General features: G+C 45.8%; 23 protein-coding genes. 5 read left to right on the top strand and 18 right to left on the bottom strand.

Going from position 1 to position 26,155, the window contains the following annotated elements; genetic code table 11:
• Window positions 1-110: 110 nt before the first annotated feature.
• The 12 genes from cyoE to R7P67_RS03425 all read right to left on the bottom strand — a co-directional run bounded on the left by cyoE (window position 111) and on the right by R7P67_RS03425 (window position 13,271).
• Window positions 111-1,025: a heme o synthase gene (cyoE, locus tag R7P67_RS03480; RefSeq protein ID WP_262653000.1), complete on the bottom strand. Its 915-nt coding sequence runs from the start codon at window positions 1,023-1,025 to the stop codon at window positions 111-113.
• Window positions 986-1,297, bottom strand: a complete 312-nt coding sequence (cyoD, locus tag R7P67_RS03475; RefSeq protein ID WP_262652997.1) for a cytochrome o ubiquinol oxidase subunit IV — start codon at window positions 1,295-1,297, stop codon at window positions 986-988. The genes cyoE and cyoD overlap by 40 nt, the downstream gene beginning before the upstream one ends.
• On the bottom strand, window positions 1,297-1,899 hold the full coding sequence (cyoC, locus tag R7P67_RS03470; RefSeq protein ID WP_005375782.1) for a cytochrome o ubiquinol oxidase subunit III: 603 nt from the start codon (window positions 1,897-1,899) through the stop codon (window positions 1,297-1,299). The genes cyoD and cyoC overlap by 1 nt, the downstream gene beginning before the upstream one ends.
• The gene (gene cyoB / locus R7P67_RS03465) at window positions 1,889-3,925 is read right to left on the bottom strand and encodes a cytochrome o ubiquinol oxidase subunit I (RefSeq protein WP_005375781.1); all 2,037 of its coding nucleotides are present in this window, start codon (window positions 3,923-3,925) and stop codon (window positions 1,889-1,891) included. The genes cyoC and cyoB overlap by 11 nt, the downstream gene beginning before the upstream one ends.
• Before the next feature lie 5 nt (window positions 3,926-3,930).
• The gene (cyoA, locus tag R7P67_RS03460) at window positions 3,931-4,812 is read right to left on the bottom strand and encodes a ubiquinol oxidase subunit II (protein ID WP_005388604.1); all 882 of its coding nucleotides are present in this window, start codon (window positions 4,810-4,812) and stop codon (window positions 3,931-3,933) included.
• Between the two features lie 798 nt (window positions 4,813-5,610).
• On the bottom strand, window positions 5,611-6,369 hold the full coding sequence (locus tag R7P67_RS03455) for an SDR family oxidoreductase (RefSeq protein ID WP_031781219.1): 759 nt from the start codon (window positions 6,367-6,369) through the stop codon (window positions 5,611-5,613).
• A 110-nt stretch (window positions 6,370-6,479) separates the two neighbouring features.
• Window positions 6,480-7,385: a 3-hydroxyisobutyrate dehydrogenase gene (gene mmsB / locus R7P67_RS03450; RefSeq protein ID WP_318085874.1), complete on the bottom strand. Its 906-nt coding sequence runs from the start codon at window positions 7,383-7,385 to the stop codon at window positions 6,480-6,482.
• An 11-nt stretch (window positions 7,386-7,396) separates the two neighbouring features.
• Window positions 7,397-8,536 (bottom strand): enoyl-CoA hydratase/isomerase family protein, encoded by a 1,140-nt coding sequence (locus R7P67_RS03445; protein ID WP_262652994.1) that lies wholly within the window; start codon window positions 8,534-8,536, stop codon window positions 7,397-7,399.
• 8 nt (window positions 8,537-8,544) lie between these two features.
• Window positions 8,545-9,330: an enoyl-CoA hydratase gene (locus R7P67_RS03440; protein ID WP_053349982.1), complete on the bottom strand. Its 786-nt coding sequence runs from the start codon at window positions 9,328-9,330 to the stop codon at window positions 8,545-8,547.
• A 38-nt stretch (window positions 9,331-9,368) separates the two neighbouring features.
• Window positions 9,369-10,523 (bottom strand): acyl-CoA dehydrogenase family protein, encoded by a 1,155-nt coding sequence (locus R7P67_RS03435; protein WP_213901635.1) that lies wholly within the window; start codon window positions 10,521-10,523, stop codon window positions 9,369-9,371.
• A 19-nt stretch (window positions 10,524-10,542) separates the two neighbouring features.
• The gene (locus tag R7P67_RS03430) at window positions 10,543-12,036 is read right to left on the bottom strand and encodes a CoA-acylating methylmalonate-semialdehyde dehydrogenase (protein ID WP_213915508.1); all 1,494 of its coding nucleotides are present in this window, start codon (window positions 12,034-12,036) and stop codon (window positions 10,543-10,545) included.
• 23 nt (window positions 12,037-12,059) lie between these two features.
• The gene (locus R7P67_RS03425; RefSeq protein WP_238966337.1) at window positions 12,060-13,271 is read right to left on the bottom strand and encodes a thiolase family protein; all 1,212 of its coding nucleotides are present in this window, start codon (window positions 13,269-13,271) and stop codon (window positions 12,060-12,062) included.
• A 275-nt stretch (window positions 13,272-13,546) separates the two neighbouring features.
• Here R7P67_RS03425 and R7P67_RS03420 point away from each other — a divergent pair, with 275 nt between their 5' ends.
• From R7P67_RS03420 to R7P67_RS03400, 5 genes are all read left to right on the top strand, one after another.
• Entirely contained in the window at window positions 13,547-13,921 is a 375-nt protein-coding gene (locus R7P67_RS03420; RefSeq protein WP_017821195.1) for a MerR family transcriptional regulator, read from the top strand.
• Between the two features lie 66 nt (window positions 13,922-13,987).
• Window positions 13,988-15,157: an isovaleryl-CoA dehydrogenase gene (locus tag R7P67_RS03415; protein WP_005387610.1), complete on the top strand. Its 1,170-nt coding sequence runs from the start codon at window positions 13,988-13,990 to the stop codon at window positions 15,155-15,157.
• Window positions 15,158-15,182: 25 nt separating this feature from the next.
• Window positions 15,183-16,787 carry a carboxyl transferase domain-containing protein gene (locus R7P67_RS03410; RefSeq protein WP_262597773.1) on the top strand — a complete coding sequence of 535 codons (1,605 nt, stop codon included), beginning with the start codon at window positions 15,183-15,185 and terminating at the stop codon, window positions 16,785-16,787.
• 29 nt (window positions 16,788-16,816) lie between these two features.
• Window positions 16,817-17,656 carry an enoyl-CoA hydratase-related protein gene (locus R7P67_RS03405; protein WP_047100922.1) on the top strand — a complete coding sequence of 280 codons (840 nt, stop codon included), beginning with the start codon at window positions 16,817-16,819 and terminating at the stop codon, window positions 17,654-17,656.
• Window positions 17,656-18,564, top strand: coding sequence for a hydroxymethylglutaryl-CoA lyase (locus tag R7P67_RS03400; RefSeq protein ID WP_025767658.1), 909 nt, complete (start codon window positions 17,656-17,658; stop codon window positions 18,562-18,564). The genes R7P67_RS03405 and R7P67_RS03400 overlap by 1 nt, the downstream gene beginning before the upstream one ends.
• A 46-nt stretch (window positions 18,565-18,610) precedes the next feature.
• On the opposite strand, the gene R7P67_RS03395 is transcribed toward R7P67_RS03400, so the two are convergent.
• From R7P67_RS03395 to R7P67_RS03370, 6 genes are all read right to left on the bottom strand, one after another.
• The gene (locus R7P67_RS03395; RefSeq protein ID WP_005375761.1) at window positions 18,611-19,489 is read right to left on the bottom strand and encodes a DMT family transporter; all 879 of its coding nucleotides are present in this window, start codon (window positions 19,487-19,489) and stop codon (window positions 18,611-18,613) included.
• Window positions 19,490-19,881: 392 nt separating this feature from the next.
• Window positions 19,882-21,195, bottom strand: coding sequence for a methyl-accepting chemotaxis protein (locus R7P67_RS03390; RefSeq protein WP_158173131.1), 1,314 nt, complete (start codon window positions 21,193-21,195; stop codon window positions 19,882-19,884).
• A 1,221-nt stretch (window positions 21,196-22,416) separates the two neighbouring features.
• Window positions 22,417-23,331 (bottom strand): hypothetical protein, encoded by a 915-nt coding sequence (locus R7P67_RS03385; protein WP_262652989.1) that lies wholly within the window; start codon window positions 23,329-23,331, stop codon window positions 22,417-22,419.
• A gap of 349 nt (window positions 23,332-23,680) precedes the next feature.
• Entirely contained in the window at window positions 23,681-23,983 is a 303-nt protein-coding gene (locus R7P67_RS03380; protein ID WP_031781024.1) for a hypothetical protein, read from the bottom strand.
• A 205-nt stretch (window positions 23,984-24,188) separates the two neighbouring features.
• On the bottom strand, window positions 24,189-25,127 hold the full coding sequence (locus tag R7P67_RS03375) for an alpha/beta hydrolase (RefSeq protein WP_005386208.1): 939 nt from the start codon (window positions 25,125-25,127) through the stop codon (window positions 24,189-24,191).
• 72 nt (window positions 25,128-25,199) lie between these two features.
• Complete coding sequence (locus R7P67_RS03370) at window positions 25,200-26,114, bottom strand: alpha/beta hydrolase (RefSeq protein ID WP_262652987.1); 915 nt, start codon at window positions 26,112-26,114, stop codon at window positions 25,200-25,202.
• Window positions 26,115-26,155: the final 41 nt, after the last annotated feature.

Below are 26,155 nucleotides of genomic sequence, written 5' to 3'. Positions count from 1 at the left end.
AGGGAAAATAAAGAACAATAGAAAGTTAAATGACCTTACTTCTAGGTAAGGCCATTCATGCATTCAGCAGCAAAAGATATTGGCGCTTAGCAAACGCTTAGGTTTGGTTGTTACAGAGCTAGAGGAATCAACTCGACACCAAGCACACCACTGATCCCCATCACCACTAGCAGTGAGACTTTAAACACCGACTTTGACCAAGCGATATAGTTGTTGTCATCAATGCTGCGAAAGGTCACGTTCGTCCACATAAAGCAAACAACCGCTGCAACCGCTAAGTATTCATACCCGGCTTCACCTAGTAAAAATAACCCCAATGATACTGCTCCAAACGCCACGACATACGCTTTGATGTGTCGATGAGCTTTATGAATGCCCTCTTTAACTGGCAATACGGGAATCCCGGCTTCTCGGTAGTCTTGCATGCGGAACATGGCAATGGCATACGAGTGCGGCATTTGCCAGAGACAGAACATGGTAAAGAGTAAAATCGCTTCCAAGCTAATGAAGTTTGTTACCGCTAAGTAACCCACCAATGGCGGAACTGCGCCTGAGATACTTCCCACTAAGGTTCCATACACCGAGTTACGTTTGTACCACATCGTGTAAAAGAACACGTAATACACGTAGCCAAGCAACACGACGACAGCGGATAGTGGGTTCACTCGGATAAATAACAGTGCGGTTCCTACCAGCAATAAAGCAAGTGCATAAACAAACGCAATATCGATATTGATGTTGCCTTTCACTGTTTCACGATTTCGTGTACGTGCCATCTTTTGGTCGATATCACGATCGAAAATATTATTCACCACACAACCTGAAGCGATGACTAACCCAACACCAACTAACGTCGTAACGAACAGCATTAGACTGGCTGGTTCTGTTTTTGCGGCGAGGAAGAACCCCGCCGCAACAGAAATCAGGTTGCCGAAAATAATGCCCGGTTTAGTGATAGACAAATAACTTTTCAGCATACCTTGACCTACAACTTCATGTTGACGTTCATGTTGTAGATGATCCATACCGAGCCAGCGATAAGGATAAGTACAACAATGGCGGTAAACATCAGTGATACAAGGTTCCAACGTCCGTCGGATGTTTTTGTTTCCATGTGCAAGAAGTATTTAAAGTGAACAAATATCTGCACTAATGCACATCCAAATAGAATCGCATAGGTCGTTGTATCTGGTAATGATTTCGTCCAAACAAAGTAGAACGGAATTACCGTCAGCATCAGTGAGGCAATAAAGCCTTTCACGTAATCTGACGAACTGGTTTCTACATGTTGATCCATTACATTACCCCCAGTAAGTAAACGATGGTAAAGACACAAATCCAAACGATATCTAGAAAGTGCCAGAATAGGCTTAAGCAGTTAAAGCGCATTGCCATATTGTCGTTCAGACCTTTCGTCGACAGTTGATGATACGCTACCGCTAACCAAATCAGACCAAAGGTTACGTGCAGGCCGTGCGTACCAACCAACGTAAAGAATGCCGATAGGAATGCACTTGTTTGTGGCCCATAGCCTTCTTCAATCAGGTGATGGAACTCATAGACCTCCATACAGATAAAGCCAAGACCAAGCGCGAACGTGACTAACATCCAACGTTTGAGACCAGCAACGTTGTTGCGCTTCATCGCGATAATGCCAAAACCAAATGTGATACTGCTAAACAGAAGCAGCATGGTTTCGACAAACACGAATGGGAGTTCAAAAATGTCTTTACCTGTTGGGCCCGCAATTGAATTGCTCGACAGCACAGCGTATGTCGCGAACAAGGTCGCAAACAGTACACAGTCACTCATCAGGTAAACCCAGAAGCCAAATAGCTTGTTGCCATTCGTGTCATGGTGGTGATCATGGTCGTGATGTGCTGCGATATTAGTTTGCATACGTCACCTCCAGATCATCTTTACTTTCGCTGTCTTTCACTGAATTTTTCTTCGCTTCTTCAAGCTGAGCTCGACGTTCGGCCTCAATTGCTTTGATCTCTTCAACTTCCACGTAGTAATCCACATCATCGTTATAGCTATGCTGAATACACGTCACGATAATACCGACCAAACTTGCCGCCGCTAGCCACCAGATGTACCAAATCATGCCGAAGCCAAATAGGAGCGACCAAGCCGACACGTAGATGCCTGTTGCCGTGTTTTTTGGCATATGAATACGTTCGTATTCCACTTCTTTAGTTGGATCGAACTCGCCACTTTGTTTCTGGTACCAGAAGGCATCCAGCACATCACCTTTTGGTAGGTGCGCAAAGTTGTAGAACGGCGGTGGAGACGATGTTGCCCACTCAAGAGTACGTCCACCCCACGGGTCACCAGTTAAATCACGATTTTGCTCGCGGTCACGGATACTCACGTAAATTTGGATGAACTGAGACAATACGCCCAGCGCAATCACAACCGTACCTGCTGCGGCAATCGACAACAGTGGGAAGTATTCTGGGTTGATGTCTTGGCTTAAACGACGAGTCATCCCCATAAAGCCCAGCGCATAAAGCGGTAGGAACGCCATTAAGAAACCAATAATCCAAAGATAGAACGCACGTTTGCCCCAAGTTTCATTCATGGTGAAACCGGTCGCTTTCGGGAACCAGTAAGTGATCGCAGCGAAACATCCAAACACCACACCACCGATGATAACGTTGTGGAAGTGAGCGATAAGGAATACTGAGTTATGCAGAACGAAATCTGCACCCGGAACAGCCATTAGTACGCCCGTCATACCACCAACAGTAAAGGTGATCAGGAAACCCACCGTCCACATCATTGGCGTCGTAAAGCGGATGCGGCCTTTGTACATGGTGAATAGCCAGTTGAAGATCTTCACCCCTGTTGGGATAGAAATGATCATCGTGGCAATACCGAAGAAGGCATTTACGTTCGCGCCAGACCCCATCGTAAAGAAGTGGTGTAGCCAAACAACAAAGGCAAGAATCGTGATAACTACGGTAGCCCAAACTAGCGATGTGTAACCGAACAACTTTTTACGTGAGAAGGTTGCGGTGACTTCTGAGAACACACCAAAAATTGGCAAGATCAAAATGTACACTTCTGGGTGACCCCAAGCCCAAATCAGGTTGACGTACATCATTACGTTGCCGCCAAGATCATTGGTAAAGAAGTGCATGCCTAGGTATCTATCCAGCGTAAGCAGAGCGATAGTCACCGTTAGGATTGGGAATGAAATGATGATCAAAATGTTTGCACACAGAGACGCCCAAGTGAAAACTGGCATCTTCATCATTGGCATAGACGGTGTACGCATACGCAAAATGGTCGCGAAGAAGTTCACGCCTGTTAACGTCGTACCAACACCTGATATCTGCAGCGCCCAAATCCAATAGTCGACCCCGACTCCTGGGCTTGCCTCAATACCTGAAAGCGGCGGATACGCTAGCCAACCTGTACGACCAAATTCACCTAAGCCGAGAGACATGTTTGTTAGGATGACACCAACAACAAACAGCCAGAAGCTCAAGTTATTCAGATACGGGAAAGCCACGTCACGTGCACCAATCTGCAATGGCACGATGATGTTCATCAAACCAATGACCAATGGCATCGCTACAAAAAAGATCATGATCACGCCGTGGGCAGTAAAAATTTGATCGTAGTGATGCGGTGGCAAGTAACCTGCTTCACCCGCAGAAGAAAGGAGTTGCTGACTACGCATCATGACTGCGTCAGCAAAACCACGAACAAGCATCACCATCGCTACTGCGATGTACATGAAGCCAAGTTTTTTATGGTCTACTGAAGTAAACCATTCATTCCACAAATATTGCCACTTTCCGGCTTTGGTCACCGCGTAAACTACGGCTAAACCAACCAGCGCCACAACCGCTAGGGTGATGACGATAATAGGTTCGTGGAATGGAACTGAATCAAGAGTTAATCTTCCAAACATTACGATTATCCTTGGTTTTCAGGCAAACAGTTCATTGAACCAGGATGCTGAGTCACAACGTCGGTGAACAAGAACGGAGGAACGCTAGAGAACAAAGTGACTGGCTCTGCGATACTTGGCGCTGCCAGTGAGCTGTATTGCTCCCAATCTTCAATACGATCAGGGCTCGCCTTCACTTTCTGCACCCAATTTAGGAACGCAGCACGATCTGACATTGCTGAAGCTGTGAACTTCATTTGCGAAAAGCCTTCGCCGCTGTAGTTCGATGCAAAACCCTTGTAGTCACCTTCGTGGTTCGCTATCAGGTTGAGCTTGGTTACCATTCCTGGCATCGCGTAGATCTGTGTACCTAAGCGAGGGATGAAAAACGCGTTCATGATGTTGTCCGAAGTCAGTTTGAACTGCACTGGCACGTCTTTCGGGAACGCCACATAGTTCACCGTCGCAATGTTTTCTTCTGGGTAGATGAACAACCATTTCCAATCGAGTGACACCACTTCGATGGTCATTGGTTTAACATCACTTTCCAAAGGTTTGGATGGCTCTAGTTCATGAGTCGAACGCCATGTGATCGTCGCAAGAATCGCAATGATGATGATTGGAATTGTCCATACCACCACTTCGATTTTGGTCGAGTGTGACCACTCGGGTGCGTACTCTTCTTCAGTGTTAGAGGCGCGGTATCGGTAAGCGAAGTAAATCGTCATTAAAATCACAGGGATTACAACGATCAACATCAGCAAAAGAGCAGTAATAATTAACTCTTTTTCTTGCACACCAATGGCACCTTTGGGGTCAAGTAAAGCTGAATTACATCCTGAGAGCATAAGTATGACGGACGCCAAACTTCCCCTCGACAAGATGCGTTTATATCTTGAGGCTTCCATTAACTTTCTCGATGGTTGTCTGGTTTCAAAGCAGATGCCAATCAAAGTAAATAAAAGCTCACAAATAGCGCAGAGGTAATGTATGAGAACAAGAAAAAACTTCGATAAGTAGTTATTCTACTTACAATTTTTCAACTTCGTCATCAAGCATTTAACCAGCTAGAATGAACCGTTATTTGCTACGATACGATTGGTATCAAGCCAAGAACCAGTTGTTATAGTCATTAGAATGTTTATGTGTTGAGCATGAGTAACGTCGGGCTCAGAGCGAAACAAAACGGAATTGAGTGGAGATCAAAACCACACTCTTAGTGTGAGTTTATTGTTACACTTTGAAACACTATGTTACATTTGGCGCATTATGAGGAGTAAAAAGTTAAAGCTCATTAGCCACAACTGGAAACTAACCTTCCATTAATGGAAGTTACACACTTTAAATCGAATATTAACCTCAACACGAATTTCTCGTGCTTCAACAATTAATTATTTAAAAACAAATAGTTGAAACTTAAAATTGATGAGACTGACTATCAACTTCATTTACGCAGATAGCCTTAATGAGAAGCGGAAACTAAAAAACCAAAAGTGTGATCAGCATCAAATTAATGATTTCACTTAATATTTGAGTGGTATTTACATCTCTTTATTGGATTGTGAGAAATCATTCTCAAGGTAAATCCAAACATAAGTTGTAAATACATTTGGGTTGCGCAGAATTAGCACTCCACAACATAGAAAATGTTGAAATGGAAAGAGACTTATTATTCAGGTCTATCAGAGCCTTATTTCAGTGATCACTTACATACGAATGCCGCCATCCACTTCTAAAACCCTGCCAGTAAAGTAATCACTCTCAATAATGTATTTTACTGCATGCGCGATTTCGCTTGTTTCGCCCATCCTGCCAACTGGGATCATCTTTTCTAATCGCTCTATGGCTTCGGGTTTCATTTGCTCTGCCATCGCGGTATGAACTACACCTGGTGCAACCGCCGCCGCGCGAATACCGTATCTTGCGAGCTCACGAGCCCATGTTGTCGCCATGGTCGCGACCGCCGCTTTTGACGCAGAATAATTGGTTTGTCCGATATTCCCAGCTCTCGCAACACTAGAAATATTGATGATAACGCCTTGGGAGCCACTCTCAATCATCTTGACGGCAGCTTCACGCCCACACAAAAACGTTCCTGTCACGTTAACGTTCATGACCAAGTTGAATTGATCCAAAGACATCTTACTGATCACGCCATCTTTTGCTTTTACAAGTAACCCATCTCTTAACACGCCAGCGTTATTGACTAACCCATTGAGTTGACCAAAATCTTGGATAATCGCTTCAAACGTGGTTTCAACGTCGATTTCGTTGGTGACATCCACTTGATATGTCAACGCTTTCGCACTCAGCATTCGACACTGCTCTTGTGTTTCCATTAAGCCACTGGCGTTTACATCCAACAACGCTAAATCAGCGCCAGCTTGAGCAAGGGTAATGGCCATCATTTGCCCAAGCCCCTGCCCTGCTCCTGTAATGACAATAACACTACTTTTTATGTCCATATTGGTGCACTCCATAGCTCGTAATGTTCTCTATCTCAACCAGTCTAAGTTGGCCGAAATGATGCGCGTTTTAGGTCACCATCTCGGGCTGGTTTGTCACAAAACTCAGTCTAGCCTTTCTTACTCTTGTATAACTCAAATAAGTTTGAGAAATCGAGCTCGCCGTGGCCGCTCGCGTTGTGGAAAGAATATAAGTTGCGCGCTAACGACCCCATCGGAACCGAAGAATGTGTTTGTAACGCCGCATCTAACCCCAAGCCGAGATCTTTTAGCATGAGTTTGCTCATAAAGCCCGGTTGGTAATCGTGACTGGACGGTGCACTGTCCATCACGCCTGGGCAAGGATTGTAAAGCTCCAATGCCCAATTTCGGCCAGAGCTTTGCAGCATGATGTTTGATAGCACTTTTGGATCGAGTCCATGATCGATACCTAGGTTTAATGCCTCGCACGTACCAGACATTAAAATGCCGAGCATAAGGTTGTTACAGATTTTCGCCATTTGACCATCGCCTGCTTTGCCAGCATGGAAAACATTTTTTCCCATATACTGCAAAATCGCATTGGCTTTAGAAAACGCTTGATCCGAACCACCAACAATAAAGGTTAATGTCGCCGCTTTCGCGCCAGCAACGCCCCCCGAAACGGGCGCGTCGACAAACAACACGCGTTTATTTGCCGCTTCATTGGCGACTAATCGCGCAGAGTCCGGATCAATGGTTGAACAATCAATCATCAAGGTACTTGGCGAGACAAGATTGAGGACACCTACGCCACCGTGTAAGTCACCAAGATACACGGAACGAACGTGAGACCCTGCTGGTAGCATCGTGATGACTGTGCTTGCACCATCCACGACTTCCTCAATAGAGCTCGCCACCACTGCACCAAAAGGTACTAGTTGCTTTGCGGCTTCGCTATCGACATCGAATACTTGCACGTTAAATCCAGACGCGAGTAAGTTTTGCGCCATAGGATGCCCCATTCTTCCTAAACCGATAAATGCGATGGTACTCATGATCATTCTCCTTATTGACCTAGTGTTTGTTCACCCAAATTAGCAAGCGGATGCTCGTTATCTGACCAAAGCGAGGTAAACAAAGTATCGATAACATCTTCATCGACTTCACTGACACTGTTAAATATCCAGCTCGGCTCGCCATCCCGGTCAATGAGCCTAGAACGGACGCCCTCTTTAAACTCACCTAATAAGGCACTGCGAACCGACAAACTCAACTCTAAACGGAAGCAATCTGCAAGCGGTAAGCTGTGGTACTCTTTCACTTGTCTAAAGCAAATATGCGCGGTGATCGGACTGCCCGATGCGAACGTTTGTTTCGCGTTTTCTATCCACTGGCTATTCCCTTCGATAGCCATGATTCGCTGTGCTATCGCATTAAGATCAAAGCCTTTGCACGCTTCCTCTATCTGATCTAAGTATGGACAAATTTGCGTGGTTGGTTTGCTATCAATAACCTGTTCTTCCATTAATTGTAGTCGCGCAGTTACCAACTCTTTCGCATCTTCTTTGCCCCACTGGAGCCGCTTTAGCTCATCCAGTAAGGTGGGATACTGCTCTTCCAACAGTAACCAATCGGCCAAACCAATAGTGACAGCGTCACTTGAATTCACCATGGAACCTGTCAATCCGAGGAATAAACCCACTTGCGGATCTATCTGGCTTAAAAACCACGTACCTCCCACATCGGGATACAGTCCAATATTGATTTCTGGCATAGCAAGGCGTGATGTTGTTGTCACAACTTTATGGCTGGTTCCCATAAAAAGCCCCATCCCACCGCCCAGGACAATACCTTCTCCCCAACCGATAATGGGTTTGTTGTAAGTGTGGATGAGATAGTCACACTCATACTCCAACGAGAAATAGTTCGTACAGAACTCTACGATTTTTTCTTTACTCTCGTTATGCATGACGTGATACATAGCTCGAACATCGCCACCAGCACAGAATGCTTTTTCTCCAGCGCCAGTAAGTACCACACAAGTCACATGCGGATCGTCTTGCCACTTGATAAGCTGATCGTTAAGTTGGACTAACATGTCATACGTCAATGCATTCAATGAAGCGGTGTTGTCTAACGTTGCGATACCAATGCGGTGCACGCCATCTAAGCACTCTATTTCACTAATGGTTACCATCCCTGCCATGTGGCCTCCTATCGGTTTTTCCATTGCGGTGGGCGTTTTTCTAAAAAGGCGCGAACACCCTCAACTTGATCTTCCGTATCAAAAAGATTCAGAAACAACTCTCGCTCTTTCATTAAGCCGTGCTTAAGTGGCGCAGAGCGCATATTTTGAATGAGCGCCTTACATGCGGCGACAGAAGATGGTGACTGGTTCGCAACAGATTCAGCAAGTTCCAGCGCTTTACTTAAAGCTTCACCTTTGGGAACCAACTCCTCAACTAGGCCTAGTTCTTTTGCTTTGTCAGCGCTGACTTGCTCTCCACATAAAATGATACGCTTTGCCCAGCCTTCCCCTACTAACGCTGTGAGGTTTTGGGTACCGCCAGCGCAGGGCAAAAGTCCGACTTTGGCTTCAGGTAAAGCAAGTACCGCTTGCTCTTCAACGACTCGAATATCACAAGCTAATGCCACTTCTAAACCTCCACCCATGGCGTAACCATTAATAGCGGCAATGGAAACACCACGGAATTCCGAGAGCATTTCAAAGGCTTCACCAAAGCATCGCGCCATGTCTAACGCAACCGCTTTGTCACCGTCAGAAAATAGCTTGAGATCTGCACCAGCAGAGAAAAACTTTTCTCCACTGCCGGTTAAAACCAGTGCGTAGACCTGCTTATCATTGTTAAGTGTGAGTATCAGCGACTTCAGTACCTTGAGGCTCTCTGCTGTCCACGTATTGGCTGGCGGGTTGTTCATCGTCACCACCGCAACGTGATTAGTGATCGTATGTTGAATGGCTTCTTGGGTTAATGGCATATCTGAATCCTTTCTCAATGAGCAAATCCAATACTTCGCTACAGCAAGGCCGACTCCTCTGAGAGTAAACGGCGCGCGATGATCAAGCGCATGATTTCGTTTGTCCCCTCCAGAATTTGATGCACACGCACATCTCTGAAATGACGCTCCATTGGATACTCTTTGATGTAACCATAGCCGCCATAAAGCTGTAGCGCGTGGTCGCAAACCTGAAAGCCCACATCAGTCGCGAACCGTTTTGCCATCGCGCAATAAGCCGTCGCATCGGGGTCATTTCGGTCGAGCTTGCTGGCGGCATAGCGCACTAACTGCCGTGCAGCCACGAGCTCTGTCGCCATGTCTGCTAATTTGAATTGTAAGGCTTGAAACTGCGCAAGCGGTTTGCCGAACTGCTTACGCTCCTGAATATACTGTGTCGCCTGTTCAAGGGCCTGTTGAGCCGTACCGACGGAACAGGTCGCAATATTTATACGCCCTCCATCAAGCCCTTTCATCGCAAAGACAAAACCTTGCCCTTCTTCGCCCAGTAAATGGCTAGCTGGAATAACGACATTTTCAAAAGTAACCGCTCGTGTTGGTTGGCTGTTCCAGCCCATTTTGGGTTCTTTACGCCCATAGCTGATGCCATCTGCTTGAGCAGGAACAACAAATGCGGACACGCCTTTGGCACCCTCATCTCCGGTTCGCGCCATCACGACCAAAACATCTGTCTCTCCTGCGCCAGAGATAAAGGTTTTGCCGCCGTTGATGACATACTTATCTCCCTTTTTTGTAGCGGAAGTGGTCAGTGCAGCGGCGTCTGATCCTGCGTTGGGTTCGGTTAAGCAATAGGAGCCTAACCACTCCCCCGTAACTAGTTTCGGACAGAACTGCGTTTTGGCTTCATCGGTAGCAAAACTGGCTATCATCCAACTCACCATGTTGTGAATCGTCATAAACGCCGTAGTGGACGTACATCCCATGGCCAGTTGTTCAAAGATAATTGAAGCATCCAAACGGCTTAACCCTAAGCCGCCATGTTCTTCTGGTGTGTAGAGACTGAGAAACCCCAGTTCCCCCGCCTCTCTCAATACGTCTTTGGGGAAAATCTGCTTTTCATCCCACTCCGCCGCCATCGGTGCTAAACGCTCATCGGCAAATTGTTGAGCGGTATCGGCAAATGCACGTTGATCTTCATTAAGTTCAAAGTCCATAAAAGCTCCTTTTATTCACTCAGCGCAGTTGGATGGTCAAATTAGGCCCCGTTGGAATATCGTCATCAAACCAACGCGCCGTCACCGTTTTAGTCTCGGTATAAAAACGTACCGCTTGTTTACCATACGCATGTAAATCACCATAGAAACTGCCTCTCCAACCAGTAAAGGAGAAAAATGGTAAAGGGACTGGAATAGGCACATTGATCCCAACCTGACCGACTTGAATGTCATGCTGATATTTTCTCGCAGCAGCGCCATTAGCGGTAAATATAGAAGTTCCATTGCCGTAAGGGTTGCGATTCACTAACTCAATAGCTTCTTGCAACGTTTCGACTTCCATACAAACTAAGACAGGGCCAAATATCTCTTGCGTGTAAATCGACATGTTCGCTGTTACACCGCTAAACAAGGTTGGGCCAATCCAGTTTCCATCGGGAAAGCCTTCCACTTCACACTGACTGCCATCGAGTTCACACACTGCGCCTTGTTGTTTGCCATCTTCAATTAGGTCCAATACGCGTTGTTTAGCTTGCTCACTGATCAGTGGGCCATAAGCAGCTTGCTCATCGTCCCAAGGCCCTGGGTGTACTTTCGCCATTGCCTGTTTGAGGTCTGTAATCCATTGTTTTGAATCACCGACAAATACCGCAACAGAAATTGCCATACAACGCTGCCCCGCAGCCCCTACGGAGGCTCCGATTAGGTTATTCACCACTTGATCTTTGTTTGCATCAGGCATGATCACCATGTGATTCTTTGCACCAGCAAAAGCTTGAACCCGTTTAAAATGTTTAGTCCCTGTGGTGTAGATATAACGGGCAACGGGAACCGAGCCAACAAATGACACCGCTCGAATATCAGGATGAGCCAGAAGAAAGTCGACTTGCTCTTTGCGGCCATGAACGATCTGCAACACTCCTTCCGGCGCGCCAGCTTGCTCAAATAGTTCAGCTAAACGAATAGAGGTCAACGGCACTTGTTCGGAGGGTTTAAGCACAAATGTATTGCCCGCAGCGATAGCGATTGGGAACATCCACAACGGAATCATGGCAGGAAAGTTAAATGGCGTAATGCCGCAACACACACCTAGGGGCTGAATCATTGAGTAACTATCAATATCCGTGGCAACGTTTTCGACGGTTTCGCCCATCATGTTGCTGGCAATATTTGCAGCCTGCTCAACAACCTCTATGCCTCGCCACACATCGCCTTTAGCATCCGCTAAAATCTTACCCGTTTCATGAGAAAGCAGTGTGGCAAGCTCATCATGATGCTCTTTGAGCAAGTGCTGATAACGAAGCATGACTCTGGCACGCTCGGATACTGCCACTTCCTTCCAGGATTGGAATGTCTCTTTCGCATTATCAATGGCGGCTTCCATCTCGTGCTCTGTGGAACATGGAACGTACGCAATGACATCATTAGTGGCAGGATTGGTTACCTCAACCCAATCCGATGTTTGAGATTCACGAAACTCGCCACCAATAAACAAGGGAACCAAACGAGTCATCATTTACTCCTTTCTGATTTCAATTAAAGCGGTATTTCAATGCCTATCGCCGTGGCTTCTCCACCACCGATACAAAGTGACGCAACACCCCGCATCACTTTTTTGGCTTCGAGATCACCATTGGTGCCTAGCGCTTGTAACTGACGCAAACTGTGAATCAATGTCACCAGAATTCGTGCGCCACTAGCCCCTATCGGATGCCCAAGTGCACAGGCTCCACCTTTAATATTTACTTTGCTCGTATCAAGCCCAAGTTCCGCCACCGCTATTTGTGTCACGACGGCAAAGGCTTCATTGATTTCCCACAGGTCCACTTCATAAATGGACCAATCTAGCTGGAACAGCAGTTGCTCAATTGCGTAGACGGGGGCCAAAGTAAATTCTGCAGGTTTTCTGGCATGTGTAGAGTGCGCCTTGATGAACGCAAGTGGTTTAAGCCCCTGATGACGCGCAGTGTCTTCATCCATAAGCACCAGAGCCGCCGCGCCATCTGAAATGGCACTCGAATTAGCAGCGGTCACCGTACCTTTTTCATCGAATGCAGGTTTGAGTTGAGGAATTTTACCAAGGTCAATCGAGCGAGGGTGCTCATCGTAGTCCAGCACCGCTTGTTCTGACTTGGTATTGAGTGAAACCGGCGAAAGTTCATCGGCAAACAAGCCTCGCTCTTGAGCTTCCAACGCACGTTTTGCCGACATCACGGCCCATTCATCCATTTGCTCTCTGGTGAACTTAAGCCTGTCAGCGACTTGCTGAGCATAAACACCCATTAAGTGCCCTTCGTAAGCATCTTGTAGCCCATCGAGAAACATGTGGTCATACGTAGACTGGTGCCCCATGCGCATTCCCTTTCTCGCCTCCCTCAGCAAATACGGCGCATTGGTCATACTTTCCATACCACCAGCAATGGCAGAGCGAATCGTTCCAGCTTTAATGAGATCGTGCGCTAACATGACGCTCTTCATGCCAGAGCCACACACTTTGTTAATGGTGGTGCACCCTACGCCCAAAGGAAGATCTGCCCCCATAGATGCTTGCCTAGCAGGAGCTTGTCCACACCCTGCTGGAAGCACACATCCCATGAACACTTCATCCACCGAAGTCACATTCACTTCGTGCATTGCCGCCTTGATCGCCAGTGCGCCTAATTGAGGAGCAGAGTAAGTTTGCAACTTGCCTTGAAAGCGCCCAATTGGCGTTCTTTTCGCGCTGACAATCCAGATGTCTTTTCCCATGATTCGCATTCCCTTAAGGTATATGTGAACACTTGGCAGACTGATGACACCCTACATAGAATTACTCACCAAGCGCCACACCAGCCTTTATCGCCTTTTTCACTAACAAACTTTCATTCCGCGATTTCTTGACGTTTACGTAAGCATAGCACTAGCCTTTACAATGAGATGAAAAAACACACCAAGCAGACGTTTATATTTCAAAGTTGATGTTCGGCCTTCCCATTTAAGGTTCGATTTCCAGAAACTGGATTTTTATTCGAGGTAAGTATGTTATGGAAAAATACAAGATCAGTGACCTCGCCAAGGAGTTTGATATTACTACTCGCAGTATCCGGTTTTATGAAGACGTGGGTCTGATTGAACCAGAGCGAAAAGGCAATATGCGCGTTTATCAACGCAGGGATAGAATTCGCCTCAAACTGATTTTAAGAGGGAAACGACTCGGTTTTTCGTTGGCAGAAATTCGTGAACTTTTCGAGCTCTACGACATGCAACAAACCGAAGGACAGTTATTGAAAATGCTCAATATCATTGAAGAGAAACAAGCCGTCCTACAGCAACAACTCAACGACATCAGCGTCGTTATGGCAGAGTTGAATGCCGCTAAGGAGCGTTGTATTCAAACACTCAAAAGCAAGCAGACATAAACGCTATACTCAATTAGCAACACCGCTACAGGCTTTTCCACCTTACCTCTGATACCGGGAGACGTTATGAAAAGCACCTATACCCCACTCAATTTCGGACTTGGTGATACCATCGATATGCTCCGAGAACACGTTAATGCCTTTGCTACGGAACATATCGCGCCCATCGCCGCTGAGATAGACCGCGATAACCAGTTCCCGAATCATTTATGGCCTTTGTTGGGAGAAATGGGGTTGCTTGGTGTGACCGTCGATGAAGAGCTTGGTGGTGCAGGCATGGGATACCTCGCTCATGTTGTTGCCATGGAAGAAATCAGCCGTGCCTCTGCGTCTGTCGCTTTAAGCTACGGCGCTCATTCTAACCTGTGCGTCAACCAAATCTTTCGTAACGGCACGCCTTCTCAACGCGAAAAATACCTTCCAAAACTCATTGATGGTACGCACGTTGGCGCCCTAGCGATGAGCGAGCCCAATGCCGGTTCAGACGTGATAAGCATGCAACTGAAAGCGGAGAACAAGGGCGACCATTTTGTACTGAATGGCAACAAAATGTGGATAACAAATGGGCCCGATGCTGACGTAGTGGTGCTTTACGCTAAAACAGATGTCAGCGCAGGTTCACGTGGCATTACCGCATTCATTATTGAACGTAACTTCGCAGGTTTCACTCATGCTCAAAAGCTGGACAAGCTAGGCATGAGAGGCTCGAATACTTGCGAACTTGTATTTAACCATTGCGTAGTGCCAAAAGAGAATATTCTTGGCGAGTTGAATCAAGGCGTCGAGGTATTAATGAGTGGGCTGGATTACGAGCGCGTCGTCCTCGCTGCCGGACCACTCGGGATAATGCAAGCTTGCATGGACATTGTGGTCCCGTACGTACATGAACGAGAGCAGTTTGGAAAATCCATTGGCGAGTTTCAGTTAGTTCAGGGCAAGATCGCCGATATGTACTCTCGAATGAGTGCAGCAAAAGCGTATGTATATACCGTCGCAGCGGCTTGTGATCGAGGTAACGCAACACGCAAAGACGCCGCTGGCGCGATTTTGTACAGTGCAGAACTCGCCACACAAATGGCACTCGATGCAATACAACTGCTCGGTGGGAATGGCTACATCAATGAATACCCTGCTGGTCGTTTGCTACGTGATGCAAAGCTTTATGAAATCGGCGCGGGTACCTCAGAGATTCGCCGCATGTTAATAGGCCGAGAACTGTTCGAAGAATCTCGCTAACGGAACATACGACAAGGAAGTCATTATGGCCATTATCAAAAGTAAAACTAAGCCAACTGACGAGTTATTTCTTTCCAATAAAGCTGTTATGGAAACGTTGGTCACTCAACTTAATCAACACATCGAGACCATCAAACAGGGCGGCGGTGAAAAAGCCATTGAGCACCAGAGGCAAAAAGGAAAACTCCCCGCACGAGAACGCATCGCGCGCTTGCTTGATGACAACACTGACTTTCTTGAAATCAGCCAGTTTGCCGCCTGGCAAGTGTATGACGAAGCGATCCCCTGCGCTGGTGTTATCGCCGGCATTGGTATCATAGAGGGGATTCAATGCATGGTCATCGCCAACGATGCTTCGGTAAAAGGCGGAACCTACTACCCACTCACGGTAAAAAAACACCTTAGAGCGCAAGAGATTGCCCAACGTTGCCAACTCCCCTGCGTGTACTTGGTGGACTCCGGTGGCGCAAATCTCCCTCATCAGTCCGACGTCTTCCCCGACAAAGAACACTTTGGTCGCATTTTCTTTAACCAAGCGAGAATGTCGGCGAAAGGCATCCCCCAAGTTGCTGTTGTGATGGGGCTTTGCACTGCTGGGGGCGCGTACGTTCCTGCCATGGCGGATGTGTCCATTATGGTTAAAGAGCAAGGCACCATTTTTTTGGCGGGGCCACCTTTGGTGAAAGCGGCCACTGGCGAAGTCGTGACGGGTGAAGAGCTCGGCGGTGCAGACGTGCATTGTCGAAAATCTGGTGTCGCAGATTATTACGCTGAAAATGATGAACATGCCCTAATGCTTGCGAGAGAAGCCATTGCCAATGCCAATAGAACAAGACCTGTTAAGCCAGAAAACACCGTGCTTCCTCCCCGCTACGACGCAGAAGAAATCTACGGAATCGTGAATGCCAACTTACGACTGTCATTCGACGTTCGAGAAATTATTGCCCGCATCGTCGATGATTCTGATTTCGACGAATTCAAAGCCTTGTACGGCAGAACGCTAGTGTGTGGTTTCGCTCGTATTCAAGGACACTTGATTGGCATTGTGGCAAACAACGGTATCTTGTTTTCTGAATCGGCACAAAAAGGCGCGCACTTTATTGAGCTGTGCGCCAAACGGAAAACACCGCTTCTTTTTCTCCAAAATATTACCGGCTTTATGGTCGGAAAAAAGGTTGAAGAAGAAGGCATCGCAAAACATGGCGCCAAGCTAGTGATGGCCGTCGCTTGTGCTGACGTGCCGAAGTTTACCGTGATCATCGGTGGATCGTACGGCGCTGGTAATTACGGCATGTGCGGCCGAGCGTATGATCCAACCATGATGTGGATGTGGCCGAACGCGCGTATTTCTGTGATGGGCGGAGAACAAGCAGCAGGCGTTTTAACACAAGTTCGAAAAGACGCGAAGGAACGCCAGGGAGAAGCGTGGTCAGAGCAAGAAGAGCACATTTTTAGAGAATCGATCATAGACTTGTATGAAACACAAGGACATCCCTATTTTGCGAGTGCTCGGCTATGGGATGACGGAATTATTGACCCTAAAAAAACGCGTCAGGTGTTGAGTCAAGCGTTAATGGCAGCATTAAACGCCCCCATTCCTGATAGCGAGTTTGGCGTCTTCAGAATGTAAACATCCAAAGATGAATTAAGGAAGTAAGTATGCAGGAAATGCAACCAAGCATTATTCCCAACGCCCAAAGGCAAGATGATGTTCTTTGGCATGTCGATGATAATGGCGTAGCGACCATTACCCTAAACAGAGCAGCCAAACACAATGCTTTTGACGCTTGTACGATCGACTTGCTGATCCACCGCCTAGATTATCTCGCTTTACGAACGGATGTGCGGTGCTTGGTATTAAGAAGTAACGGTAAGCATTTTTCATCCGGGGCCGATTTGAATTGGATGCAGTCGATGGCCGACAGCACGAGGCAAGATAACTTCGTTGATGCCCAAAACTTGGCAAGACTCATGGAAACACTAGATTCGTTCCCTCAACCCACCATCGCAGTTGTTCAAGGTTCCGCTTATGGTGGTGCTTTAGGGTTGATTTGTTGTAGTGATATCGCCATCGCAAGCCAAAGTGCCAACTTTTGCTTAAGTGAAGTTAAGCTTGGTTTAGTTCCAGCGACCATTGCGCCTTACGTCATGCGCGCGATGGGGAATAGACAAGCTAGACGCTATATCTTAAGTGGTGAAGTCATTTCAGCCGAAGATGCCGAACGGTTTGGTATTGTGCACGAAGTGAAAGAAGCCAAACAGCTTGAAAATGCGGTCGATAGCGTAATCAAGACGTTGCTACTTAATAGCCCAGATGCGATGCGTAAAGCGAAAACGCTCTGCCATCAATGTCATCAAAACCCCATCGATCAACAACTGATTCACTATACTAGCAAGCTCATTGCGGACATTAGAGTATCACCCCAAGGTCAAGATGGGCTGCAAGCGTTTCTTGAAAAACGTAGCCCAAGTTGGGTCACCAAGTCACAGGACAAGTAATGCTACCTTCCAAAGTAAAGATTGTCGAAGTAGGTCCTAGAGATGGGTTGCAAAATGAATCTCCTGTTGCGACCCAGACTAAAATCCGGCTGATCAACTTACTCTCTGATACTGGGTTAACGCATATTGAGGTGGGCTCTTTTGTCTCACCCAAATGGGTGCCACAAATGGCGGACTCAACAGAGGTCATGAAAGCAATAACACGGCGAAATCATGTTACCTACTCTGCCCTGACTCCAAACCTAAAAGGCTTAGAACAAGCGTTGGAGGCTGACGCCAATCAGGTCGCAATTTTCACTTCATCCTCAGAAGGATTCTGCCAACACAATATCAATTGCTCGATTGCAGAAAGCCTAACTCGCTTCGAACCTGTAATGCGATTAGCCACCAAACACGGCATCCCTGTTCGTGGCTATCTATCCTGCGTTGCCGACTGCCCTTACGATGGCCCGACAGCCCCTAAACAAGTGGCGAGCGTGGTCAAATCACTCATCGATTTAGGGTGTTATGAGGTGTCTCTAGGCGACACAATCGGTACAGGCACGCCAAACCGTATCGCTGCTATGCTAGAAGCCGTCATGTTGGTTGCACCTCTTCCCCAGCTTGCTGTCCATTTCCACGACACATGGGGACAAGCTCTCACCAACATTTATCAGGCACTGAGTATGGGCATCAACACCATCGACAGTAGTGTAGCTGGGCTGGGTGGATGCCCATACGCTCATGGATCATCAGGGAATGTCGCAACGGAGGATGTACTGTATTTATGCCAAGGGTTAGGAATAGAGACGGGGATTGACTTAGAGCTACTGGCTAAAGCTGGCTGGATGATCAGCGAAGAGCTGGGTCGGCAGCCTACATCAAAAGTGTCATTAGCATTGCGTAACCGCGTATTATCACTTTCGTAGAAGGCCATCCGGCACCTCAAATTCTCCCAACCCAAGTTAATTTGCTCTACTTTCGAGTAGGGAAGCGAAACCGCCCGCCAGTACGATAAATAATTAGAGAAAATAAGATAAGCACACAACCTACTAGTTTATTTGCCGTTAGCACTTCGCCATACCACAGCACGCTCAGAATAACCGTCCAAACTGGTTCTAATATCATAATTAGAGCAGCGTTACCTGCCTGAACAAATTTTTGCCCCATAGTTTGCATTACGTAACGCAAGCTCGTCGCTAATAAGGTACTCAACGCAAACCACCACCAAATAGAGGAGTCCACCTCTGCCGGGAAAGATTCCATAAAAAATGAAACCAGCAAACCTAAACAACCTGCTGAAAAAAGTTGCACGCAAGTAAGCAGGAGCACAGGTAGTTTTTGAGAGTATTTGCTGTTCACATTAAAATGAAGCGCCAAAACCAGTGCTGCACCAAGAAACCACAATTGACTGGCCGATTGTTTCCAGCCACCAACTAAAGAAAGACAAGCAAGACCTAATACAGCGATAGGCAAAGAAAGCCAGAAAATTCGTTGTGGTCGTTGACGAAACATAACCCATGCAACAATCGGCACAAACAGCATGGAAAGGCTCATGATAAATGCGCCTTCCCCGAGAGTATCACTGATAGAAATAGCGTAAATCCATGTCATAACGGCACTGCCTAACAGGAGCCCGACACCACCAGCAGAAAGCACATCTTTTAAGTTTGCTTTCAGCAAAGGTCGGTAACATAGAGGCAGTAAGCAGAGCGAAGCGATAGTAAATCGCGCCCCAATAAAGCCAAAAGGTGGTAAACCCTGTATTGTTTCCTTAGAGAATATCCAGCCAAGTGCCGCGATCATCGTCGTCGCAACCAGAATAACCGTCGCTTTACGTTCTGAGTTAAACATAAGTACTCACAAAATATGGAACACACAATAGCGCAGCAAGAGAGTTTTTACTGCGCTATTGTGTAAATTTGAAAGGGGTTTGTGTCGAGCGAAAAAGTGAAAGCCCGATCCTCTCCTGTATTGTTGTCACGCAGATTGAAGTTCTGCTGCTAGATACATTAAATGCAGGCAAAGTATTAAGGCAAGCCTTTTCGCATACTAAATTACTTTAGCATTCTATACAGCAAGCAAACTGGCTAAAACCTGTACCGGGTGTCGAACTACCTCCCCTTCAAAACGCTTAACTTGACTGCGGCAGGAGTAGTATTGCGACTTCAACGCTCCTCAATACAGGTTGAATAAGGTGAATTGCTTTTTACCCATCGCCCCTACAATGAAAACCTATTGATTAACTACAACGAGCGGTTAAATTGCTCCACGGCCTCTACAACACGGCTAGCGCCATCTTGTATTTCATTCATCACATTGCCTGCTTTTTCAGAGAGCTCTAGCGTATCTAGTGCTTCTTTTTGGCATTTAGCGATCAGCTTAACTGCGTTATCTGTTCGCTGTAGGTTTTCACTGACCATTGTGACAATTTCATCGGTGGTTGCATTGGTTCTTGTAGCAAGCTGTCTGACTTCATCAGCAACAACGGCAAAACCTCTACCATGCTCACCCGCACGAGCCGCTTCTATCGCCGCATTTAACGCCAATAAGTTAGTTTGGTCAGCGATACCACTGATGCTATTTACCAACTCGCTAATACGCGATGAGTGCGCTTTAAGCTCGTCAATCGCGGTGTTCGCTTGCTGCATTTGCTCGGAAAGTATCTGCATCTTTTCTAACGTTGAGCCTATAACCTCTTGCCCTTGCAGGGTTTGTGTTCCTGTTTCTTGGGAGATTTCGTTCGCCAATTGCGCAGCCTGGGCCATTTTCTGTTCCTGCATCACCTGCTGGGTAATATCTGTCGCGAACTTAACGACCTTGTAGAGCTCTCCTCTGTCGTTATGGATAGGGTTATATGAAGCCTCTAGCCACACCTCTTCACCATAACGGTTAACTCGTTTGAATCGCTCTGATGAAAATTGCCCTTTTGCTAAACGTTGCCAAAACTCACGGTAAGCTTGAGAGCTCGACTCTTCCTGATCACAAAACATGCGATGATGCTTCCCTTGAATCTGATCAAGCGTATAACCCATTGTGTTTAGGAAATTATCGTTGGCTTTTAAAACATGGCCATCTAATGTGAACTCAATCACCGCCATAGAACGACTTAATGCATTTAGCATGTCCTCTTGCTCACGGGATGATTTGATCGTTCGCGTAAGTTCAGAAGCAAAAACAAAAAAGCTTTCTACTTCTCTGCGCTCATTTAAAACAGGCTGGATAATCGTTCTTAACCAGGCTTCCTCACCATTACCTTTCTGTACTTGCAATGCCCCATTCCAGAACACTTTATCTTGGACGGCTTTCTTCATTCGATGAAAGTGGTCTGTATTGCGCGAATTTGACGGTACCAATTCAGTAATTGATTTCGTTAAGATCTCATCATCATGTAAGAAAAGTTCTTGCTGTAGTTTGGTATTTGCAGAAGTAATGAGGCCTTTACTATCCAATGTTAAGCGGATCATCTCTTCATCTAAACTGGTTTGGATTTGCTGCAGGATTTGCAACTCCTGCTTTAATCGTTGATTTTCTTGTTGAAGCGACTTATTAAAAAACATGACTTTCTCTCATTTGACCTACCTTCGGACTAGTCAAAGGTTTATTATTTGTATACCGAATAAACTGCAAGCGGCAAAATCGTTTGGTTGCATATTCAAACGCGATTTCTATTTCTTATAAAAGGATTCTCGCTGGGAATACGGCGATTTTTTCTCCAGTGTAACCTAAGCGCAGTATACTGAAATTTCTTCAGCGCCCAAGCTGTTTATATATTTATCAATATTAAAGCTCTTTATCGCCAGTTTGAGGTTTGTATTTGTGGATATACTTATATGGAGAAGTGTTGTGTTCAGATCAATAAGCCTTTTCATTAAAAAAGGACCTTGACTTAATTCCAATAGTTTTTGCCGTTTTATCGCTTTTCCACCCGACTTTTGAGCGATTACCCACTCCTTATTCGCTTGCATTTCTATTAATAGCGCACGGAGCAACCAATAACAGCACACCGACCAACAAGCTTTTGGACATTTTTGAGTTAGTGATTTTGCTAAATTAGCGAAATACTGATTAGTTTATGTATGGATGGGCTTCAAATGCGTGGCCAAACTCCTTTGGCCACTACAAACTGTAGGATTAGTATTCCATTAACCAACCAAGGAGTGTTAGCTCCAAGAATGGTAAGAATGCTGAAAATTGGCTCGGACATTCGTGACGTGCACCACCCAGTGGACGTTAACGATATTGCCCCTATGAAGATGCCTCTGCGCTATGTGACGAAGTATTGGCAGTGATTACCAAGCTTCCTCAAAAAGTAAACGGCTATTGACTTTCATTGGTCACCAGTTCGCTAGTGGCCATCTTCACTAAACCTTTAATCGCAAGTCTCGGGGGGAAGAACATAAGTTTTGCTTGAGAACTTCAATGCAAGCTCCCGTTCAGATACACATTCAATATAGCCTTTCTCATTAAGCTCTTGCTTTGTTGATACATTCGTATGCCAACCATATGCAAAGGAAGCCAAGAATAAGCAGCTTAGAACTAACACAACCACTTTAGGTAACCATCTTAAGCATCGGCCAGTAATGAATACTATCAATGACAATAACGATGCAGTGATCATTGCGTAGCTAAGAGCCAGTAATGACGCGTCATTTAGTGGGCTGTATATCTTGACCACATTTGGGAGACTTTCTGAGTCGTAAAGGCCATTGGTAGAGAAAGGGACTATGAGCAATGATGATGCTATGCATGCCGCCAAAAATAGTCCAGAGCGAAAACGATTAATTTTCATCAATCAACCTCTCAATTTCTTTTTTCATTGGTTCGGTGAACTTGTATTGGTCATCAATAGCCGAAACAACTTTACCAATACCGAAAGCAGTAAGCACAAAGAAACCCAACAATAACGCTGTTGGTGGCGCTGCAAACGCTGCGGTAACTCCAACTCTAAGCCCTATCGTTATGCCTTGAGCAATCACACCAGCAACCACACCTTTTGATACATCCGATGTAAACTGTCCTACTACCTCACCTAGCGTTTTTTCATCGTGCAATATGTAATCAACTGCATTAACCGCACCACTGAACACAAGTTCTACATAGATATTGCTGCTCAAGAAACTGACATTGCCTCGAACGGTGTTTAGGGCGTGGCCAATTTTAAGCATTTTAGGCGTTGCTTCCTGCCAACGGACACCTAAATCTAAATATCGAGGCTTGTAGTTCTCAACCACAATGTTCATTACACCATTGATATTGACGGCTTTGGCGGTTGCCCCAAATCCACCGAGATCTTTGGCCACGTCATAAGCGTCTTTAAGTCCCTTGCTAACGCCAGTGTAGTCCTTACCTATAGTGAGCTGTCCGTGCGTGTCTTTAATGAGCAAATCCAAATACTCGTTGGCTTCTTCAACGGTTAGTACGGCAATACTGACGTTCTCTTGTTGAGAGGTGTCCCATTGATATTCTTTAGCTTGCTTTTGTAAATCATCGTCCCATTCTTTTTCTGTTAAGCCATAAGCTTGTTGGGCAGCTTTGCGTTCAGCAAGAACGCGCTCTCTATTTTCAGCCCATCGTTTCTCATCGCTCGCGGTATATCTCAGCTCTTCCTGACGTTCTAGGCGTTGACGTACTGTACGTTCTCTTGTGGTTTTTTGTCTTTCTACTGGAACTACAGGAGCGGATTCATATCTCATGGGGTTTAGTTTTACTAGTAAATGAAAAAGGATAATAACAATATTTTCAGTGCTTTATCATCCCCCAACAAGATACCTCGAGGAATTAACTGGTTAAATAGGCAAATTGCCAAGTCAAACAAGCATAGTGAAGGGGCAAGTTATGTTGGTTTGTATTCTATCGGATAACTTTTTGTAGGGTAAAACGCAAGCACCAAATTTTGTAGAGTATTTATTCCAGCTTATTTTGGGGCAAAGATAAGTTTGGCAGAGAAAGCCCAAGCTTAGTCTTCAGGCTTTATATCAAAACTCATAAAATGAAGCTTTGGATGCCTAAAACAACCCTAACTCACTTCAATTGCTGCCCGCACTAACACTTTTGTTTTGTATCGTAACTGATTTGCTTACTGACGTTCTTTAGTTGCACTCCTACCTTATTAAAGGCCTTTTGAATAGTTGTGGAAACATGCTGGCGGCCCTCTCCTTCAAAAAAGTTAGCTCGATCTTGCTTCGTTTCGAAGACGCAGACTATTTCTAAGCTTTGTGGAAAAGAAGAGAATTTGACGGTATGAGTCACCCAAAGAAAGCCATCGTAGCCTTTTAGCGTATCTTCACAAACTTCGGTCAACACTTCTCTAATTAGATTCTCGACCTTCTTATCTGATTTGCGCATAAATTAAACTTCATTCCTATCTAACGCCTTTAATTAGGTTTCAGTGTACATTGTCTTAAACAGTATTTGGCAGTGGTATTTAGTCAATAGCCTGTAGATGAGGTTATTCGCACGAAGATTTACCGACCTACTCGCTTCGAACTACATCTTACGCTGTTAAAAATAAGCGCTTTGCAACTCTACAAAACGCTTCTAACTTATTAGATTATTTTAAGTGTGTTTCAAGGAATGCAGAAACCTTGTCCATTGCAATGCCGACTGCTTCTGGATGGTCATACAGTTCATAGTGAGACCAATTTTCCAAATTAACCAGCTGTCGGTCTTTTGATTGAACAGAGCGGCCATAAATTTCCTGCCCATCACGATAAGCACCAAATGCCCCGACTTTTTGCCCTACCACGGCCATAACAGGCTGAGTCAATAACGTTTCGGCAAATGCAAAGGCATCCCAGCTCAGTGTTTTCTGTGCATGTGAAAACAGCATACGAGTTGCACCACCTTCGGTTTGTCCACGTGATGTTTTGTAGTATTCAGTAGCTTCGAACACGTCTCGTTCTGTTAATCCATTTTCTTTTGCAAATTCAATATTTGGAGGAAGAAGTTCATCGATTTTCAGCTCTGAGCCGCGAGCTTCGGCTGTTCTCTGTGCAGCCATAGCTTCAAGATTGGCGATAGGGTCGTACATACTAAAGCCTTCACGGAACAAGCGGCCTAAGTTAACAGGCGTAATACCTACGACAGCTTTCAAGCGCTTTTCGGTTAGGGCTGAATTGATCATGTAACCACCACCGCCGCAGATACCGAGTCCACCAATTCTATTCTCATCGACATATGATAAAGTTACTGCATAGTCGATAACGCGACTGATATCTTCAACACGTTGACTTGGGTCTTCTACGTAGCGAGGCAATCCTCCCGATTCTCCTTGGAAGCTCGCGTCAAATGCGATCACGACGTAACCTAACTCAGCAAGGGCTTTACCATAGACAGCGCTGGATGTTTGTTCTTTACAACTACCAAAAGGATGAACACTTATCATTGTTGGGTAGCGTTTCGATTCATTGAAGCCTTCTGGGAATAAAATTAATGCAGACATATCCCAAGACATATCAGCATTTCTAAAAGTGATTTTTTGCATATTCATAATCAATACCTTAAGAGTAAAAAGCCTTGAGAGCAGAAAGGCTCGAAGCAATTGAGCCTTTCATCGGGAATATTAAAGAGTGCGTTGGAAGAAAGATGCGAGTTGGGATACTGCGTCATCGACGTATTCGGCAACATCATAAAGCGACATATGGTTTGCACCATCAATGGCATACAAGGTTTTATCTGAACTCGCTGCACGTTCTATCAGGTCATCACTCATCCATTTGCTGCCTGCGTCACTACCAACGACAGCAAGAATTGGCTGAGTTAGGAATGCTTCCGCTTTGTGGTACGCATCGTAAGTAATGATCTGGTTTAAGTTACGAGTTAGAGCAAAACCCGGCGCATTTGGATGTTCACAACGTGGTGTGTGGTAATACTCCCAAGCTTCGCGTAGCTCTGCATTTGAGGCATCTTCTTCACGCATCGGAGCTAGAGGAATAGTCGCGAATTCTGTACCATTCGTGTCGGTTGTGCGAGCATTCGAACCAAATTCTAAGTAACCAACAGCGTCAGCATCGTTAACCGAATTATCCCAACCATTACGGAACATTTGGCCAATGTTTACGGCACTAACCATACCCAGTGCTTTGATTCGACGATCATTGATCGCTGCATTTGCACTATAGCCCGCACCAGCACAAATCCCCATTGCGCCAATTTTATCGTTATCGACGTAATCTAACGTTGTCAGATAGTCGACGACTGCGCTCACGTCTTCAGTACTCGTGTAAGGGTTTTCCATTTGGCGAGGCTCACCTGTACTTTCACCTTGATACGAACGGTCAAACGCAATGGCAATTATGCCGCTTTTTGCAAGTTTACTCGCATATAGGCCTGCGGTTTGCTCTTTTACGCCACCACCTGGGTGTGAAACAACAACCGCCGCATATTGTTTACTTGCATCAAAATCTGTAGGGAAGTTGATAACCGCTGAAATCTCAATACCTTGACCATTGAGATTTTTGAAAGTGACTTTAGACATAGCAACATTCTCCATTAGAGGTTAACTGTTCATCTCAGGCT

The sequence above is a fragment of the Vibrio sp. Vb0937 genome, assembly GCF_033338855.1.
Note: the sequence above shows the minus strand (reverse complement) of the source record. Positions and strands in the feature narration are given on the sequence as shown.